Origin of the sequence: Flavobacterium melibiosi (assembly GCF_048158545.1) — a bacterium.
In the GTDB taxonomy this organism is placed as follows: Bacteria; Bacteroidota; Bacteroidia; order Flavobacteriales; family Flavobacteriaceae; genus Flavobacterium; species Flavobacterium melibiosi.
Genome location: NZ_JBLNKU010000005.1, coordinates 33,417 through 50,240, shown reverse-complemented (window position 1 = coordinate 50,240; position 16,824 = coordinate 33,417). Strand labels below are relative to the sequence as shown.

The following is a 16,824-nucleotide window of genomic DNA, read 5'->3' as shown; positions in this document are numbered from 1 at the left end:
TGTCAGCATAATTGTCTCAATTACTTAAAAGTCAGCAAAATATTTAAGTTTGGGCAACTTATTGGATTTGGATTCCTGTAGAATTTTTCTTTTAACCTAATATAAGCTGTTCCACTATCTGTCACTGTACAATTGTCAACATTTGCATTTGTGCCGACTAATACACAACCTGTAATTTCCGAAGTGTAGTTACCCATATGTATTTGGACACCTGTTCTGTTAGGAACATTTTCAAGCTGTATTCTCCAACCATCAGTCTTGTCGTATCTTAGTATGCCGCTATATGTTCCTTTTGGAATGCAACTAATATTATTAATGTTGTCTTTCCACGGTAACTCAAGGGTATAACAGAATATCTCGTCACTAATGGACATATAACCCATCGTGCACTGATTTGTACTATATTCTCTTTCTATTGTTATTTCAAAATCTTCTTGACAATAACTATTGTTAAATAAAAGAGTAGAAATTATGGATAATATTAAATTTTTCATATTTCAATTTTAATGAATCTAAAAAATTGCTTTTAAAACTAAAGCAAGTACTATATTCTCTTATATATACAATCAATATAAACTATCAGAATCTCATTTAATTAGAAAAGCACAATGCCAAATCCTCCATTAACACCATTAAGACGAACACTGCTTTGTGATGGGAAAATTTCAGTTAATCCATTTTGCTGGTATAGGAATATGTAGAATCTATTTATATAAAATTCACCACCAACAACTATTGAATAATTTTTTTTACTATAATCCTCTGCTCCTCCTGTGATGCTAACAAATCCGATTTGAGGGCCCGCAAATAAAAACAAACCTCTCGAGTTCACAAAAGTTCTTCTTTCCCCTTCCACTTCTTTTGTAAAATAATATTTACTTGATTTAAGACAAAATTTCAAAAGAACAGGAATGCTAGTTTCCTTGATTATTATATTTGGAGGTGGATTTACAAAACTCTTTACATATTCCATATTGTAAGAGTTATAATTAAGTTTTAGTTTAATTCCCACAGTTGGTTTGTCTTTTTTATTCTTTCTAATAAGATCAAAACATAAACTTCCATTAAAATCAAGAGAGGAATCATATCCGTCCTGTCCAGATAATCCACCGGAGAGAAAACCGCCTTCAACCTCGAACACAGAAACTACACGTTGTCCAAAGCATGTTGCAAATGCAATTAAAAAAAATGGTAAAAATATTTTTCTCATAATAATAAATTTAATAAATACGAATGCTTTAGAACGTTTCTTTCCTGATTATTTTTACAAAAGCCTCTGAACTACAATGAATGGTACCTGAAGAGTTTCCAGAGTTTGCTTTTACGACGGCACTTGATGTTTCTTGAATAATTTTATCCATATCTACAATTTGGTAATATACTATATAACTAATTTCACATTTGTTATAAAATTTTATAGCATAAGTATCACCAGCTATATTATCTAAATACACATCAATGCACTCATCCTTAAAAAGCACTTTATTCATTTTGAGGTTAAATACACTTACGTTTTTTGAAATCAAAGCCTTTTCTTTGAAGTTATATACTCCTACAAACGAAGACAACAATAGAACCAGAAAATAAATTAAATATTTAATAAAAAAGTTTTTAGGACATATTTGCAGAAATTCTATTTTCGTCTCAACGGAATCTTCCCGTCCTTTTTGTTTGGGTACTCCGATATTGGTGAAATGTTTTTTCATCTTATTTTATTTATTTTCTACTCGTATGTGGTTTTTCTGTTTCATTCCATTTTTTTGAGTAGTGGTTTGTTTTTCTTGTTCTATCCTTATCGTCAGGTGACATTGTCAAGAAGTACCACCTAACTTGTTCAATACATCTATGATATCCTTGCCATTTTGACTTTAGTTTTATATTCCAAAGCGACGAATCTATTGTTTCACTGTACCATATAACACAAGATTTACATTAATACGGTGGTATGTATTTTGGTATTACTAGAGGCCAAAAACCTCCTTTCGAGTACCTAATATTCCGCTGAGTACAGAACATTTAAGGTAAAAACCTGCAAGCTCAAAAATATTAAACCTATCTCTTTAATAACCATTTTTTTGACATGGCTTATTTATCGAGTGCTAAATATAAAATTCAACAAATATTAATATTTAAATAATCGTATTGCGCTGATTTAAAACGCATTATAAAGTTAATGCTTTTTTTATAATTTAAAATGCATTAACTTATTATATTTTATGTTAATGATAATTTTAATAGATATATTTTAAGATAATAATATAATTTTAAGATTTAAAGTTTGATTTATCTGCACTAAAAAGATACTGAACAATAGATTTTGCTCATTTAATTTTACTCTTTAATCTATCTATAGATTCAGAATAAACTAAGTAGCATTTATCATTTTGAGCAAATGAACAGAAAGCTGTCATAACTAAAATATGGGTGGTGGTATATGTTTTCATAACTATGTTTTTAATGATTATGATACTATTGATTTATTTTATTTTTCCATTGCAACCTGACTGGGTGGAGAAAAAGCAGCTGATTTATTTCCAATTATTCAGTGGTTTATTTTCCCGAATAATGTTTCGCTCTACCTAGGCTTTGAGAGCTTGACCTGTTTCAGTCCACGGGTTTGTAAAGAACATAGTTGTAGCGCGTTTTCGGATCGAATTCGGAATCGTTGACTGGTCTCATCGTCCAACCATTTAGAGTAGAGTATAAATAGGCATTCTGGAGATCAAAATACGCCCATACCTGCATCCCATTTTGAAGGGTTATTGTATTTACTTGAAACCAGCGCATATCGCTGACTTTGGGTCCCCAAGACTCCCCACGCAATATTTGCTCAGAGTATTTTCCTGAGAAATTGCCCCACATCTCAACATGATTATCGAAGAATTTCCAGTATATGGGGACATAAAAATCAAAGCTAAACATGTAGTATGTCCCACCGCCAAACAGCTCATATTGATTTACACCCGCGCTCCAGTTGCCATTTTTATTGTAACCGAGATTTTTTTGTTGGTAGCTACGATTGTTGATCGCGTTTTTAATCTTAGTGATCACATCACGCTTGGCATTTACGACTTGTCGCTTTTCCTCTTCTGATCGGACAATTTTGTTCAGCTCATTCTGTTCTTTCTCCGCTTTCATTTTTTTTGCTTTCATAATAGCAATTTCATCTTTTACATGACTTACAACCTCATCATCCGTCAGCGTTTTTATGTAAAGTTGGTAGGCTAGTATAGCTTCATCATATTTTTTGACAAGCCCAAGTGTAAGACCCAATTCTTTGTAAGCATCTCCCCACCAAGGGGTAATAAGGAGTGTCTCATTAATATTGGATAAGGCCAGTTCATATTCCTTATCGTCCCTTAATGTTATTGCCATCACATACTTTTCTCTCGCTTCATCGGTAATTGCTGGAGCAGGTTTATTTTTTTGAGCTAGTAAAATTATTTTTTCACGCAAAGCATTATCATCAGGGCTTTTTTGTAGCTGTGCTATATATTGATTTAGTGTTTCACGGGCACTCTGTGCACTTGCGTTATATGAAAACAATAACAACAGGGTTAAATAATAAAGTAGTTTTTTCATAACGTAACTTTTATCAACATTGATTTGTTTTATTTTTTCATTGCAATCTATTGGGTTATGCAGGTCTATCACTTATAATCTTACTAGTTACGTTATTCGTTATTTAGTAAATGACTTTATCGAGTTATGGTTATGGCTCATCAAAAATAATACGCTCTCGACGACAACCATTTTCGCCACAAGAGAACGAAATCGAAATCATGGGCTTGCCGTATTTGGTGTTAGCAAATGAGATTTTATATGAGGTGTCTCCCACCGACCACACAATGTTATTGGGATCCATTCCATTAAGTTTTCCGGAATATTCTCCCTTTTCCAATCTCGTTTCTATAATTAACCGTATTTCGCTTTTTTCCTTTCCTCCAATTTTGAATTGCACAGAAATTACTTCTTCATAGTTGTATTTCTGTCCCGACATTCTGCTATCGACCCAATTACTCTCTTTGTTAGCTTGATTCTCCGTGCATATCCAATAACGGTTCAGATACACTCCGCAGATTAGGGTCTGTGAAATATGACCTGAATACTTTTTGTGGAGATTGGACACCATATCCTCGGCTAAAGCTTGCGGTGAATTTGCCTTTTCTTTCTTTGCCTTAATTATGTAAATTTCATCTTGTGCCTTTCTTGCATCATCTGCTGAGGGGTTAAATGAAAGGTACTTGCTGAGATAGTAAATAGCATCATCGAATTGCCCGGCTAACTCAAGAGTTAACCCCAATTCTTTATAAGCGTCAGCCCAAGAAGGGGCAAGCTGAATGGCATCTTTAAATTTTGCAATAGGCAAATCGTAATCACTCACATTCTTCACCTGATCTCTCAGGGTAATTGCCATTACATATTTTTCACGCGCGGACTCAGGAATTGTTTGCGCCTTTGCGCTGTATGCAAAAAATAACAGCAGCGCTAAACAATAAAGCAGTTTCATTTTTATTTTCATTATCTGATTATTTCATCCTGCATAGATAAAATACCGAACCCACAATAACCCATCCGGTACTATATGATTGACTATAAGTACCTTCCTTGAGATACTTATTAAGATATGGATCATTTGACGGCACTAGAAAGGGACGATGAACTTCAAGCACCGTACCATTCTCGATGACATTAATGATGGCTTCTGATTTCAAATCCGGGAACTGTGAATCCCCTCGTCGGTAATAATTGCAGCGATAGCCAGCGCCATGAGGTGTGCATTGAAATATTTCACTGGTTTCCTCTTCAGTGTATGTCCAATTAATACCCTTATTCATGTAGAGTTTAATTGTGCCGTCCTCGTGAATGAGCAAATTATACCCAAAGTAGGAGGTTACTGTCTCTCGAGGGTAATTATCATTCCGGTACCATTGTCCTTTTATTTTATTTTTTTTAGCAATTTCTTTTTCAGCAATTTCTTTCTCCACTTTTGCCTTAATTATGTAAATTTCGTCTTGTGCTTTTCTTCTATCCTCTGCGGATGGATTAAATGTAAGGTACTTGTTGAGGTAGGAAATTGCATTATCAAATTGCCCAGCTAACTCAAAAGTCAACCCCAATTCTTTATAAGCATCAGCCCACGAAGGGGCAAGCGCAATGGCATCTTTAAATTTTGCAATGGGCAAATCATAATCACTTACATTCTTCGCTTGGTCTCTCAGGGTTATTCCCATCACATACTTTTCACGTGCGGACTCAGGTATTGTTTGGCTATAAGAGTTATTAAAAATAGCGCTTAATAGAAAAATAATTATTGGAAGTAATTTTTTTTTATTAGTCATGATTGCAATTTTTGACTAGTTTCAGAGTACTTTTTTATAGCTATAGGTAAATATTTAGTCCGTGTTGATTTAAATACTATTGCTGTTTTTTTATCTTTTTATAATCTTCGTATGAAGAAATAAAACTGAGTATACCTTCAGGAATAATCTCAAAAGGCTTCATTTTATTTTCAAGGGCTTCCAGTTTGCTCTCAACGACAGACCTTACCAAAGGATCTTTTTCTGTTGCAAGGAATTTTTGCCCTATATTGATTTTTTCATTTGCATCTCGAAGTGCTGAAAACCTGTCCTGAACATCCGTAGCCACTAATGCTCGAATGCCACCGTTCATCAGTTCCATTCCTTCTACATGTGCAACCTGAAAAAATGCCCACTTGGCTTCTTTTGAAAGCATGGCGTTCATAACAATATGCACAGAAGAAATACCAGCTTCCGGAGACTGACAGGCAGCTGCAAGGCGGGCTATTTCTGGACTAATACCTGGTGGTAATGGTTTTTTCTCTCTGGTACTTTTTAATGCAGCCAATAATTGTGGACCCTTTGTTTTGTCTTTTAAATAACGGAGCATTGTTTCATAAGTCGCATTTTGTTCAAACACAATCACTTCCGCTTCATCCATTGCCGCTATAGTGGATTTCAGTCCTATAATTAACACTTTAAACCCTGCCAATGTTGTGACACCTGCTGTAGTGGTAGGTGAAGAAGCAAAAAGATCAAATGCACCAACAAGGGCATTGTCGAGTATCATTAAATATTTATACTTATCATTCGCCTGACCAATCCTGAGTTGTTCAATATTCATATTTATTATTTGTTCCCATGATAGGAGTGGAACTATAGCATGGTCTACCTCCCACAGATACTTCTTGTATTTAGGGGGTAGGTTAACATCAGGGTTAGTTGAAGATTTTAGTCCGAAACTGTTTGTTTGTCCACTTTTGAGTCCACCGACATTGGAAGTGGTTGTCTTTAACCCAAAGTTTGAAGAAGAATTCCCTTTCATACGATTGAGTGCATCGTCCTTTTCTTTCTCCCTTCTTGCTACATCTTCTTTCCTTTTTTTAGCTTCAGCATCATCCCTAAGTTTTTTATCAGCCTTTTCTTTCGATAACCTTTCGGATTCTTCATTTTTCCTTGCTGTTTCGGCTTCATTATACGATGAATCACTTTGACTTGTAGCGCTGGTGCTGACATCTTTGCCTCCGGGTAAGAGCTTCATGCCATACCCTTCATTAGCCTTGATAAAAGCTTCCGCTTCTGCTTTCGTATTGTAGGGGCCGTATGTCGATGGACCACCGATGTGACTTGAAGCAGCGCTGTTATCGACATACCATTGCGCCAAAGCCCTTTGTGGTGAAGAAAGAATCATTAATACCACAAAAAGATAGATAAATATGGAATTACCGAAAACTATTGCCCTGACATCTGCTGTTTTTTTTGACATAATATTTTTTATTATGTGTTAAACATTAAAGTTAAAAAGATTGTTGGTTAAATAATCCTACTTTGATTTAAAGGGTAGTATAAAGTTAGTTCATTTTATTAAACAAAAATAAATCTATACATACGATTTGTGTTAATTGTTTGCTATTATTGTAGTAAAAAGACATGTTTAAGAGTGTGTATTCTTTTTTTTTAACAATATTAAATTGTGTTTTTTTTAAATTACAAGCATGAGATAGATTTGGTTGATTTGATTCTTTAATCTATCTATAAATCCAAAGTAGGCAAAGTGGCAAACAAAATCTTCACTTCTGCTTTACTTATAGTATAACGTGTTATCTTAGGTGGATATTCCGGAGCAAAGTGAACAGTTTTGATGATGATTTTTAGCTCTACTTTGTGATCAAATCACATGAGTATGGCGAAGAAATCAATAGAATCAGTTATGATACGAGAAATCATCAGAATGAAAGCCAAACAGTTTTTTGACTTACACCTAATATTTTGAAAGTGAATTATTTTCATCAAATTGCTTCCAAAACCATTCTTTATTGATTCCATTTTTTGTGATTTCCTTTTCGAATAGATTCAATCGCGATTCTATGTCTTTCGTCATTGCGTTTTTCAGCTTCCCAATTGTATAAAAATCTTCGTGCTTCAGATAATTTTTTAAGTCTATCGGGCAATTCTCTATCTGTATGGTCTTTTCCTTCCATACTGAGTACAACTCGTTCTCTAAACTCTGTAATTCGTTGTTTGTTATCGTCACTTCGTTGTTTAAATTCTGTTCCAACTCGTTTTTCAAGTTTTGAATATTCTTCTCCAAGGATTGTTTCTTTTTGTTCAAAATTAATTGGTAGGGCTTCGATTTCTCTAACAGTATCGATTTCGTTTCTTGATAACCTTTCAATTTCACTTCTATATCTTGACTGTTCTTTAATATCAAGTTGCTCAAAGAATTCTCTATGGTTGAGTTCCTCTTCTCTATTTGCTGTTCCTCTATTAGATAATTTTTCTTCTTCTCTTGTAATTGCTCCCTCTTCTTCTCTAATGTGTTTAATTCTGTCGCTATGATCGTTTCTAATTCCTTCCTCAGTGTTTCCAACTCCAAATCTTGTTGTGATTTGCCTGTTAGTATGTTCTTGCTCTTCTCTAAGTTTTCCTGATTTTGTGTGAAATCTTTTTTCCACGTCTGAAAAGTACTCTTTCCATTCTTTTTGGAGTTTATTAAGTTCACTTCGTCTTTCTTCAATTGTGTTTTCTTCTGATTCAAACTCTGTAAATATTTCTCTCTCAAAGTTTGTTTCCATATCATCCAATCTTGATCTTGCTCCGCTTGAAGCTTTCTCAATTCTTGATATTTCGTGTTCAAAGTGTTGTTCAACTCGTTTGTAAGATTGCGATTCCATGCATCGGTTAATTGCCCGTACAAGGTTGCCAAGTTGCGTTGCTCTGCAGGAGTAAGATTCTTCGAAAAGCTTTCTCTGCTCTTCATCAAGTGATAGTATTCCCTCTGTAATTCCAGAGGAAGCTGGTATATATTCGGCGTAGGATTCGATTTCATTATAAACCCATTTAACTTTGGTTACTTTTTTTAAACAATTTTCTATCTCCTCTTCAGGAACTTTTGGAATAATAATTTGCACTGTATTAATTCCAATTCTTTTAAGTTTGGTTATTTTATCAAGATCTGGTTTGTGAGTAATAACAAATTCAACAAATAAAATTGGCTTCTCATTTTCATCAAAAAAAGTAATGTCTGGTCTGATGAGTAAATACCGGTCTTCAATTTCAGGATTTTTACCCCATTTTATTGTACCTTCTTCGTCTTCAAAAAAAACTAGTTCCGATTTTACAGTATGAGCCTTAATTGTCGTCTTCTCTTGTAATAAATTAGGATTACCTATAACCCCTTTAGGCGGAAATTTAAAAACATCAGGTACTTTTAATTCTTTTAGTCTGTGTAATACATTTTTTGCTAAACGTTCCCTATACTCTTTACTAGCAACATGGCATTCAATTTTGTTTTTATCAACATTCTTTGCAAGATGCCTAAAAAAGGATTTAAGATGAAGATTCTTCTTTCGTTTATAGGCATCCATCTCTAAACCACAACCCATACAGTAATATCCTTTCGCGCCACTCTCAGCAAAGGATATATGAATTGGTTCATTTTTAATATCAAATGCCCAATCGTTCTGCAGGTCTGGATTCTCTTTAATCATAGCTGATTTATTGTTTTTGTATCAGTGCTTTGTAGTATTCATTTTGGGACTTATAATTATAAAATGAATACGCTTTCAATTTCTCTTTTTTATTAATTTTCTCCTTTAGTCATTATTTTGATGTATCCAAGAATCATTTCATCTTGATTGTATCTTTAATCGTATTGGATTGTAAAACCATATCATTTTAGTTACAAGTATATAAACTTCATTTTAGTCCAAAAGGCATTGGAATTTATTTATATTTGACGTTAAATGACAAAACTAAAACAGAACTTTGTCAAAAAGCGTCAAAATCTATTAATTTAGAGCTGCAACTAATGTACTATTTTTTTATGTAGTTAATAGGATTTTACGTCAAAAAATAATAATTTTAAAAAATCATATTTATTTAAATGGCCAAACAAGCTAAACTTAAAAAAGAAAAAAGCATAGAAGAAGCCCTTTGGGATTCAGCCAACAAACTACGAGGAACCGTAGAATCATCAGAATACAAGCACGTGGTATTGGGATTAATCTTTTTAAAGTTTGCCAGTGATAAATTTTCAGCACGCCGCAAAGAACTGATTACAGAAGGCAAAGAAAAATACTTGGAGATGAAGGAGTTCTACAATATGTCGAACATTTTCTTTTTGCCTGAAGAGTCTCGTTGGTCATTCATTATAGAAAATTCCAAGCAAAGTGATATCGCGCTGAAGATTGATACCGCTTTACATACCATTGAAAAAAACAATCCGGCTTTGAAAGGAGCTTTGCCTGATAACTACTTCTCTCGTCTCAATATGGATGTGAGTAAGTTGGCGGCTTTGTTGGATACCATCAACAATATTGACACTATCAAGGACAAACAAACTGACATTGTGGGTCGTGTGTATGAATATTTCCTGAGCAAGTTTGCCTTGGCCGAAGGAAAAGGGAAAGGCGAATTCTACACCCCGAAAAGTATAGTAAACCTCATTGCCGAAATGATTGAACCTTATAAAGGTGTTATCTATGACCCGGCTTGTGGCTCCGGAGGTATGTTTGTGCAATCTATTAAGTTTATAGAAAACCACCACGGAAACAAAAAAGAGATTTCTATTTACGGACAGGAATATACGGCAACGACTTATAAACTGGCTAAAATGAATCTTGCCATTCGCGGTATTGCTGCCAACTTGGGCGATGTAGCCGCAGATACCTTTGGACGTGACCAACACCCCGATTTGAAAGCTGACTTCATCATGGCCAATCCTCCGTTCAACCAAAAAGACTGGAGAGCTGCTGATGAACTGGTCGACGACCCGCGTTGGAGAGGCTATGACGTACCACCAACCAGTAATGCCAATTACGCCTGGATTTTGAATATGGTGAGTAAACTTTCCGAAAACGGCGTAGCCGGTTTTATCTTGGCTAATGGTGCACTTTCTGGTGGTGGAGAAGAATACAAAATCCGAAGAAAACTGATTGAAAACGATTTGGTAGAAGCTATTGTGATTTTACCACAAAATATGTTTTATACTACCGGAATTAGTGTGACGGTTTGGATATTGAATAAAAACAAAAAAGCAAGAACGGTTCCCTTGCCGGACGAGACCCGAAACTATCGCGATCGTCAAAATGAAATACTGTTCTTGGATTTACGGGAAAAAGGAATCCCGTTCGAAAAGAAATACACTCAATTTTCGGAAGAAGACATATTAGAGATTACTAAAGCCTATCATACGTGGCAAACCAATTTAGAGACTTACGAAAATGTACCGGAATTCTGTTATGGGGCTACCTTAGAAGAAGTAGTTGCCAAAGATTTTTCTTTGGTACCAAGTAAATACATCACTTTTGTAAACCGAGATGAGAATATTGATTTTGAAGATAAAATGAAGGTTTTGCAAATGGAATTCAGTGAATTATTGCAAACCGAAGCACAATCTAAAAACGATTTATTAACTGTGTTTAAAGAGCTAGGTTATGCAATCGAATTATAAACGTATTGGGGATTATATCAAAGATGTCAAAATAAAAAATGTTAATCTCGAAGCAACTTTATTATTAGGCATTAACATTGATAAATTTTTCATGCCATCAGTAGCCAATGTTATTGGTACAGATATGTCTAATTATAGAATAGTAAAAAAAGATCAATTCGCATGTAATAGAATGCATGTTGGTCGTGACTTTAGAATTCCTGTTGCACTATCAAATAAGGATGAGCCTTTTATGGTATCTCCTGCTTATGATGTTTTTGAAATTACTGATACAAATATTCTATTGCCAGAATATTTAATGATGTGGTTTTCCAGAAAAGAATTTGATAGAAATGCTTGGTTTTACACTGATGCAGATGTTCGTGGGGGATTACATTGGAAAGCATTTTGCGACATGAAACTCCCAATTCCTTCCATCGAAAAACAAAGAGAAATAGTCCGTGAATACAACGTTATTCAAAACCGTATTGCCATAAACAATCAACTCATTTCTAAACTAGAAGAAACAGCACAATCCATTTACAAACAGTGGTTTGTGGAGCAGGGTAATTGTGAAAAAATAAAAATAAATGAATTAGTCAAAACACAGTATGGATTCACAGAATCAGCATCTTCTGAAATGATAGGTCCTAAATTTTTAAGAATAACAGACGTTGCAAAAAATAATATTGATTGGAAAAATGTACCCTATTGTAAAATTTCAGACAGTGATTTTGAAAAGTATAGACTAAATCCTGGTGATATAGTTGTAGCAAGAACAGGAGCAACAGCGGGATATGGCAAAAGATTACATAAGAATTTTCCAGATTGTGTTTTTGCTTCATTTCTTGTCAGATTAATTCCAAATGAATTCAAATGGAATTTGTTTTTGGGATTAACTATTGATAGTCAAGAATATAGAGATTATATTTTGTCAAATGCAGAAGGTTCTGCACAACCACAAGCTAATGCCAAACTTCTTGCATCATTTGAAATTAATAAACCAGATGAATCAAAAATTTTAGAATTTAATAGAATAATTGAACCATTTTTTGATTCAATTGAAAATCATCATATAGAAAACCAAAAACTTGAGGAATTGAGGGAGTTGTTGTTGGTGAAGATGACAAAAGTTGAAACTTTAGAATTAATATCATAAATAAGAAGCGTATGGCAAATTTCAAGTTACTTTTTTCCGACTATTTTGATATAGATAAATCCAAAATGAATGAATATGGAGCACTTAATATTTGTCTTTCCGCTGATATGCCACTATTTATAGATCCGTTCTTACTGTTTGCTTCTGATGATGATAATTATAAACAATTACACCAGAATCTAATAGATCACTTATTAATTCTTAAAGAAATAGCTATTGAAGATAAGGATGCTGGTGTAGAGAATAGTCTTTTTAGATTTCCAGAAATAAAACAAAACTGGTTAGGAGTTTCTAAATTTGGAAATGAAGGTCATGGGTTAGGTAAAGATTTTGCTAAAAAAATAATTAAATCCTTTAATGGGTTTTACAATTCTTTTGGAGATGAAGATATAACTTCCGAAACACACATTGAAAAGCTGACTATTTTAAATCCAGGAATTGGAAGGGACTTTATCAGTGATTTCACAACCAATTTAATCTATGATTACTTATTGACATACACCGAAAATTTTGCCTTAAAATATTTGTCTCAAAATCAAATTCAAGAATTTAGTGTCAATTCAATATTTGACAAAAGATTCAAACGATGGATGCCTAAAAAGTATCAATTACCGTACTTGTATTTGGAAGAAAGAGGAGATTTTATTCTATTAACCCCTCTGGATATATTGACAAAAGATGAATCAGCTATCAATAATTCTGAATTTTATTCTAACTTTTTATCCGTTGCAAATAGCATTAAAAATACTGATTTAAGGAATTCAATAAACGAATATTTCAGAAGTTTGCTTCCAAAAAAACCGACACAAAAAGATCGAACTTATGCAATTAGCAAGACAGCAAGTCGATTTCCTGATATTATTGATTATTATATCAAATCTAAAGAAGACAATAAAGACACTGTAACTAAATTAACTAAAGACAGGATCAAAAAGCTTACTTCCGAACTAACAGAAGCACTTTCTTCACTTGGTGATATTTTGTTTGAAAATAGTGATTTTTACAAAGTATTACCAAACAGCTATGATGAAGCATTAAAAAGAGTTCATTTTTTAAAAGATGTAATTGAGAATAATGATGGATATAGAGTTTTTTACAGTGATGGAATCCCTATTGCAAAAGAAGATACAATCCAACGAATATTCAAACTAACATGGTTCGCTACGCCATTTGATGTAAATGCAGAGGTTAACAATGGCAGGGGACCAGCAGACTATAAAGTTTCTTATGGTGCAAATAACTCAACTATAGTTGAATTTAAGCTCGGAAAATCATCCTCTTTAAGCAGAAATCTTTTAAATCAAACAGATATTTATAAAAAAGCATCGAAATCAGCCAATGACATTAAGGTTATTTTATGCTATACTGAGGGAGAGATAAAAACTGTTGAAAGAACTTTAACTAAACTAGAATTAATAAATCAAGAGAATATAGTAATTATTAATGCTTCGCCTAAGAAGTCTGCTTCAACGGTTAAAAATTAAACCCTTATAAAATATGAGTAAAATTCAACCAAATTTTTTAGATAACCTACCCATTGGAGATGACTTGTTTGAAGGGAAATCACAAGAGAAAATAGGTGTCGTAGTTGCTGATATAATTAAAAATAAAAATTTTCAAATAATTGGAATAGATGGTGCTTGGGGGACAGGTAAAAGTAATCTTGTAAAAATTATAGATAATAAACTGCCTGATTTTAAATTCTTTATTTATGATGTTTGGGGGCATCAAGAAGATGACCAACGTAAAGCTATTTTAGTAGAGTTGACAGAATTTATTTCTGACAAGGGAAACAATATGGTTTCTAATAAATCAAAATGGAAAGAGAAATTAAAAAGACTGCTAGCTAAAGAAAAAGAGGTAACGACTATCAATAGACCTTATTTGAGTATTGGTTTTATTTTATCTTTATTATCAATTATCTATGTTCCTACTTTAAATACATTTATAAAAGATATTAAGGATTTTCATGGTATTACTGATACTATTATAAAAATATTACTAATTCTATTTCCGATATTTCTAATCATAATAATTTATTCTTCGAAAGTTATATTTCAGCTTATTTGGAAAGGCAGTAGATGGCAATCTTTTAAAATAGCCCTACAACAAACATTTCAGGTGTATACTAATAAACAAGAGGAAGAAACTAAAATTGAAACTATTTCTGAAAACGAGCCATCGGTTAAGGACTTCAGAAATTGGATGAAAGAAATTGATGCTGACTTGGGTGAAAAAAAACTTGTTTTAGTTTTTGATAACTTTGATCGTTTGCCTAAAAAACAAATTTTAAGTATTTGGTCGTCAATTCATATTTTTTTCGCAGAAGAGAAATACAAAAACATAAAAGTCATCATTCCTTTTGATCGGCTTCATATTAAAAATGCTTTTAAGGAACTGGACGCTAACAGCGGAATAAATGATTATGCTAATGATTATGTAAATAAAACTTTTGATTTAGTTTACAGAGTTTCTCAACCCATTTTATCTGATTGGAAAGTGTTTTTCAAGGACAGATGGAAAGAAGCTTTTACGATAATTAATGAAGAAGAATTCCTAAAAATCATACAAATTTATGAAGTGTACAGAACTTCAATTACACCTAGAGAAATTATTGCTTGTATAAATGAAATTGTATCAATTAAGCTTCTTGACGATACTATTCCTGATAGGTATATTATTCTTTTTGTTTTAAATAAAGATACTATTATAGAGAATCCTTTGAAAGCTATTACAGAAGCGGATTTCCTTAAAGGATTATCATACTTATACAAAGATGACGAGAATTTTCAGAAATATATTACTGCTTTAGCTTATCAAATTAATTCAAATGACGCTCTTGAAGTTGCCTATAGAAAACAATTAAAAGATAGTTTAGTGAATAATAATGCTGAAACATTTCTTGAAATTTCAAAAACAGGCACGTTTCATAAGATTATTCCATCTGTACTTTCTGAAATTGAAAATTTTGATAATCCGATTTTGGTTTTGGACTCTTTATCAGATACTTCAAAAATTTCAGAAATTGAAAAACAATCTATTTGGGATGATATTTATCTAAGGATAAAAAACATGAGCCATAATAGTTCTGAGGTAAAAGATTCACAAAGACTTCTTGTAAAGCATATTGATATTCACAAAGGCAAAATTTGGATAAGATCTATTCTTGAACAACTAAGGATTCGTAGTAATTTTGATGCCGTAAAATTTGCTGAAATCATTGATGATTTCGATAAGTTCTTGGATGACAATAAAATTCAGATAGATATTTTTGTTTTGCTAAAATCTTCAAAAGTAACAGAAGTTGAAGCAAAAATATTTATCCCGTTTGTTTCCAATAAAAAAGTAAATTACAAGAAGTATTGTCTAACAACACAAAATGATGAACTAAATCAGTACCTAATAGAACTTGATATTGATTCATTAGCGCAATTAAATTATGTAAACCACCTAAAAAATGATTTTAAATTAAATGATTTTATAGAAGAGTTATCAAATAAAATACAATCAAACAAGTCAGATAAAAATAAGTTGGCTGTATTATATAGGCGACTAAAGGATATTTCAGAAAAACCTTTAAAAGCAAAGTTATCAGATCCCGAAATTTATACCTTGATAACACAAATTACGGATTCTGAAGATTTTTATTATGATTTAGTAGCTATGAGGATGGCTAAATTAAATAATTTTAATTCTTCTTATGCCTCTGCTTTTTCTGTTATTTTAAATTCAGATAATGAAGATATTACGAATAAAATAGCTCAAAGAATAGAATTCTATATTAGTTATAATGATTTTCTTATAGGAGCCCAATATTTTAAAGATTCTATTTTATACAAAAGTGTTGCTAGAAGAATAATTACAGACGAGGTTGGTTCTTCAAAAGCAAATCTTCACGAACTATTAGAAAATTTTGAAGATATATGTAGTAACATAGAAATTGATCCTGATATTTTTTTATTGAGTTTAAATAGCTGGGAATTCGATGAGATAAAATCTGAAAACGTTATAGCTTTTCCATTATTTTTATTTCAACTCCTTAAGACTAATGATTCGAGTTTATCGAAACACATACTGAATTTAGCAAATGAGTATTTCAGTTCGTTGGATAAAGAGGAATGGATTGCAATCTTTAATAATTTTGATTCTTCAAATTTTAAATTGTTAAAAATTATTGATTTTCAGGGTTGGAATAGTTTTTCATCTGAAGGTCTGAAAAATGCACTGATACAGTCAATTTTGAGTAGAAAATTTAATAAACCTGAAGAATGGTCTTATTTATTTGATAGCTTTAATAAATCAGGCTTCAGTTTGACCAATACACTGAAAGATATAAGAGATAAATTCTACGGTGATGGAACTTTAATTAATAAAGCTTTATTTATGTTTTTAATTGATCCATTTATAGAATCATCTGTTTTGAATGATAAGCCAGGTGATGCTTTTAGAACATTTTTTAAAGTTGAATTTCTTGATGATGGCGGATTAGTAAATTTAAAGATGAAGCATTCAGATGCTATAAAGGGATTATTACAAAAATCACCATCAGCTGATGTCTCTGATTTTAAGCAGGCAATTAGAGATAGAAATGAAAATAGTGAAAACATAAAATTACTAGCCACAAAATTGGATATTCAAATTTCAAAAAAATGATTATTTAAAATAATAATTGATTTTTTATTCAAATTACATAAAATCTGAAAAACTCATAA

General features: G+C 32.4%; 12 protein-coding genes. 4 read left to right on the top strand and 8 right to left on the bottom strand.

Features of this window, described 5'->3' with window-relative positions; genetic code table 11:
- Nucleotides 1-20: 20 nt before the first annotated feature.
- The 8 genes from ACM55F_RS07690 to ACM55F_RS07655 form a co-directional block, all read right to left on the bottom strand.
- Nucleotides 21-494 (bottom strand): DUF5675 family protein, encoded by a 474-nt coding sequence (locus ACM55F_RS07690; protein ID WP_416853223.1) that lies wholly within the window; start codon nt 492-494, stop codon nt 21-23.
- Nucleotides 495-595: 101 nt separating this feature from the next.
- Nucleotides 596-1,210 (bottom strand): hypothetical protein, encoded by a 615-nt coding sequence (locus tag ACM55F_RS07685; RefSeq protein WP_416853222.1) that lies wholly within the window; start codon nt 1,208-1,210, stop codon nt 596-598.
- A 28-nt stretch (nt 1,211-1,238) separates the two neighbouring features.
- The gene (locus ACM55F_RS07680; protein WP_416853221.1) at nt 1,239-1,706 is read right to left on the bottom strand and encodes a hypothetical protein; all 468 of its coding nucleotides are present in this window, start codon (nt 1,704-1,706) and stop codon (nt 1,239-1,241) included.
- A gap of 898 nt (nt 1,707-2,604) precedes the next feature.
- Nucleotides 2,605-3,582 carry a tetratricopeptide repeat protein gene (locus ACM55F_RS07675; protein WP_416853220.1) on the bottom strand — a complete coding sequence of 326 codons (978 nt, stop codon included), beginning with the start codon at nt 3,580-3,582 and terminating at the stop codon, nt 2,605-2,607.
- A gap of 130 nt (nt 3,583-3,712) precedes the next feature.
- Nucleotides 3,713-4,522, bottom strand: a complete 810-nt coding sequence (locus tag ACM55F_RS07670; RefSeq protein ID WP_416853219.1) for a tetratricopeptide repeat protein — start codon at nt 4,520-4,522, stop codon at nt 3,713-3,715.
- 7 nt (nt 4,523-4,529) lie between these two features.
- Nucleotides 4,530-5,342 (bottom strand): tetratricopeptide repeat protein, encoded by an 813-nt coding sequence (locus ACM55F_RS07665; protein WP_416853218.1) that lies wholly within the window; start codon nt 5,340-5,342, stop codon nt 4,530-4,532.
- Between the two features lie 76 nt (nt 5,343-5,418).
- On the bottom strand, nt 5,419-6,786 hold the full coding sequence (locus tag ACM55F_RS07660; RefSeq protein ID WP_416853217.1) for a hypothetical protein: 1,368 nt from the start codon (nt 6,784-6,786) through the stop codon (nt 5,419-5,421).
- A 547-nt stretch (nt 6,787-7,333) separates the two neighbouring features.
- Nucleotides 7,334-9,010 (bottom strand): coiled-coil domain-containing protein, encoded by a 1,677-nt coding sequence (locus tag ACM55F_RS07655; protein WP_416853216.1) that lies wholly within the window; start codon nt 9,008-9,010, stop codon nt 7,334-7,336.
- A 395-nt stretch (nt 9,011-9,405) separates the two neighbouring features.
- Between ACM55F_RS07655 and ACM55F_RS07650 the strand changes: the two genes are divergently transcribed.
- The 4 genes from ACM55F_RS07650 to ACM55F_RS07635 are packed head-to-tail and all read left to right on the top strand — an operon-like array spanning nt 9,406 to nt 16,765.
- On the top strand, nt 9,406-10,974 hold the full coding sequence (locus ACM55F_RS07650) for a type I restriction-modification system subunit M (RefSeq protein ID WP_416853214.1): 1,569 nt from the start codon (nt 9,406-9,408) through the stop codon (nt 10,972-10,974).
- Nucleotides 10,958-12,112, top strand: coding sequence for a restriction endonuclease subunit S (locus tag ACM55F_RS07645; protein ID WP_416853212.1), 1,155 nt, complete (start codon nt 10,958-10,960; stop codon nt 12,110-12,112). The genes ACM55F_RS07650 and ACM55F_RS07645 overlap by 17 nt, the downstream gene beginning before the upstream one ends.
- Nucleotides 12,113-12,123: 11 nt before the next feature.
- Nucleotides 12,124-13,596, top strand: coding sequence for a hypothetical protein (locus ACM55F_RS07640; protein WP_143386630.1), 1,473 nt, complete (start codon nt 12,124-12,126; stop codon nt 13,594-13,596).
- 13 nt (nt 13,597-13,609) lie between these two features.
- Nucleotides 13,610-16,765 carry a P-loop NTPase fold protein gene (locus ACM55F_RS07635; protein WP_416853211.1) on the top strand — a complete coding sequence of 1,052 codons (3,156 nt, stop codon included), beginning with the start codon at nt 13,610-13,612 and terminating at the stop codon, nt 16,763-16,765.
- The last annotated feature ends 59 nt before the right edge of the window (nt 16,766-16,824 follow it).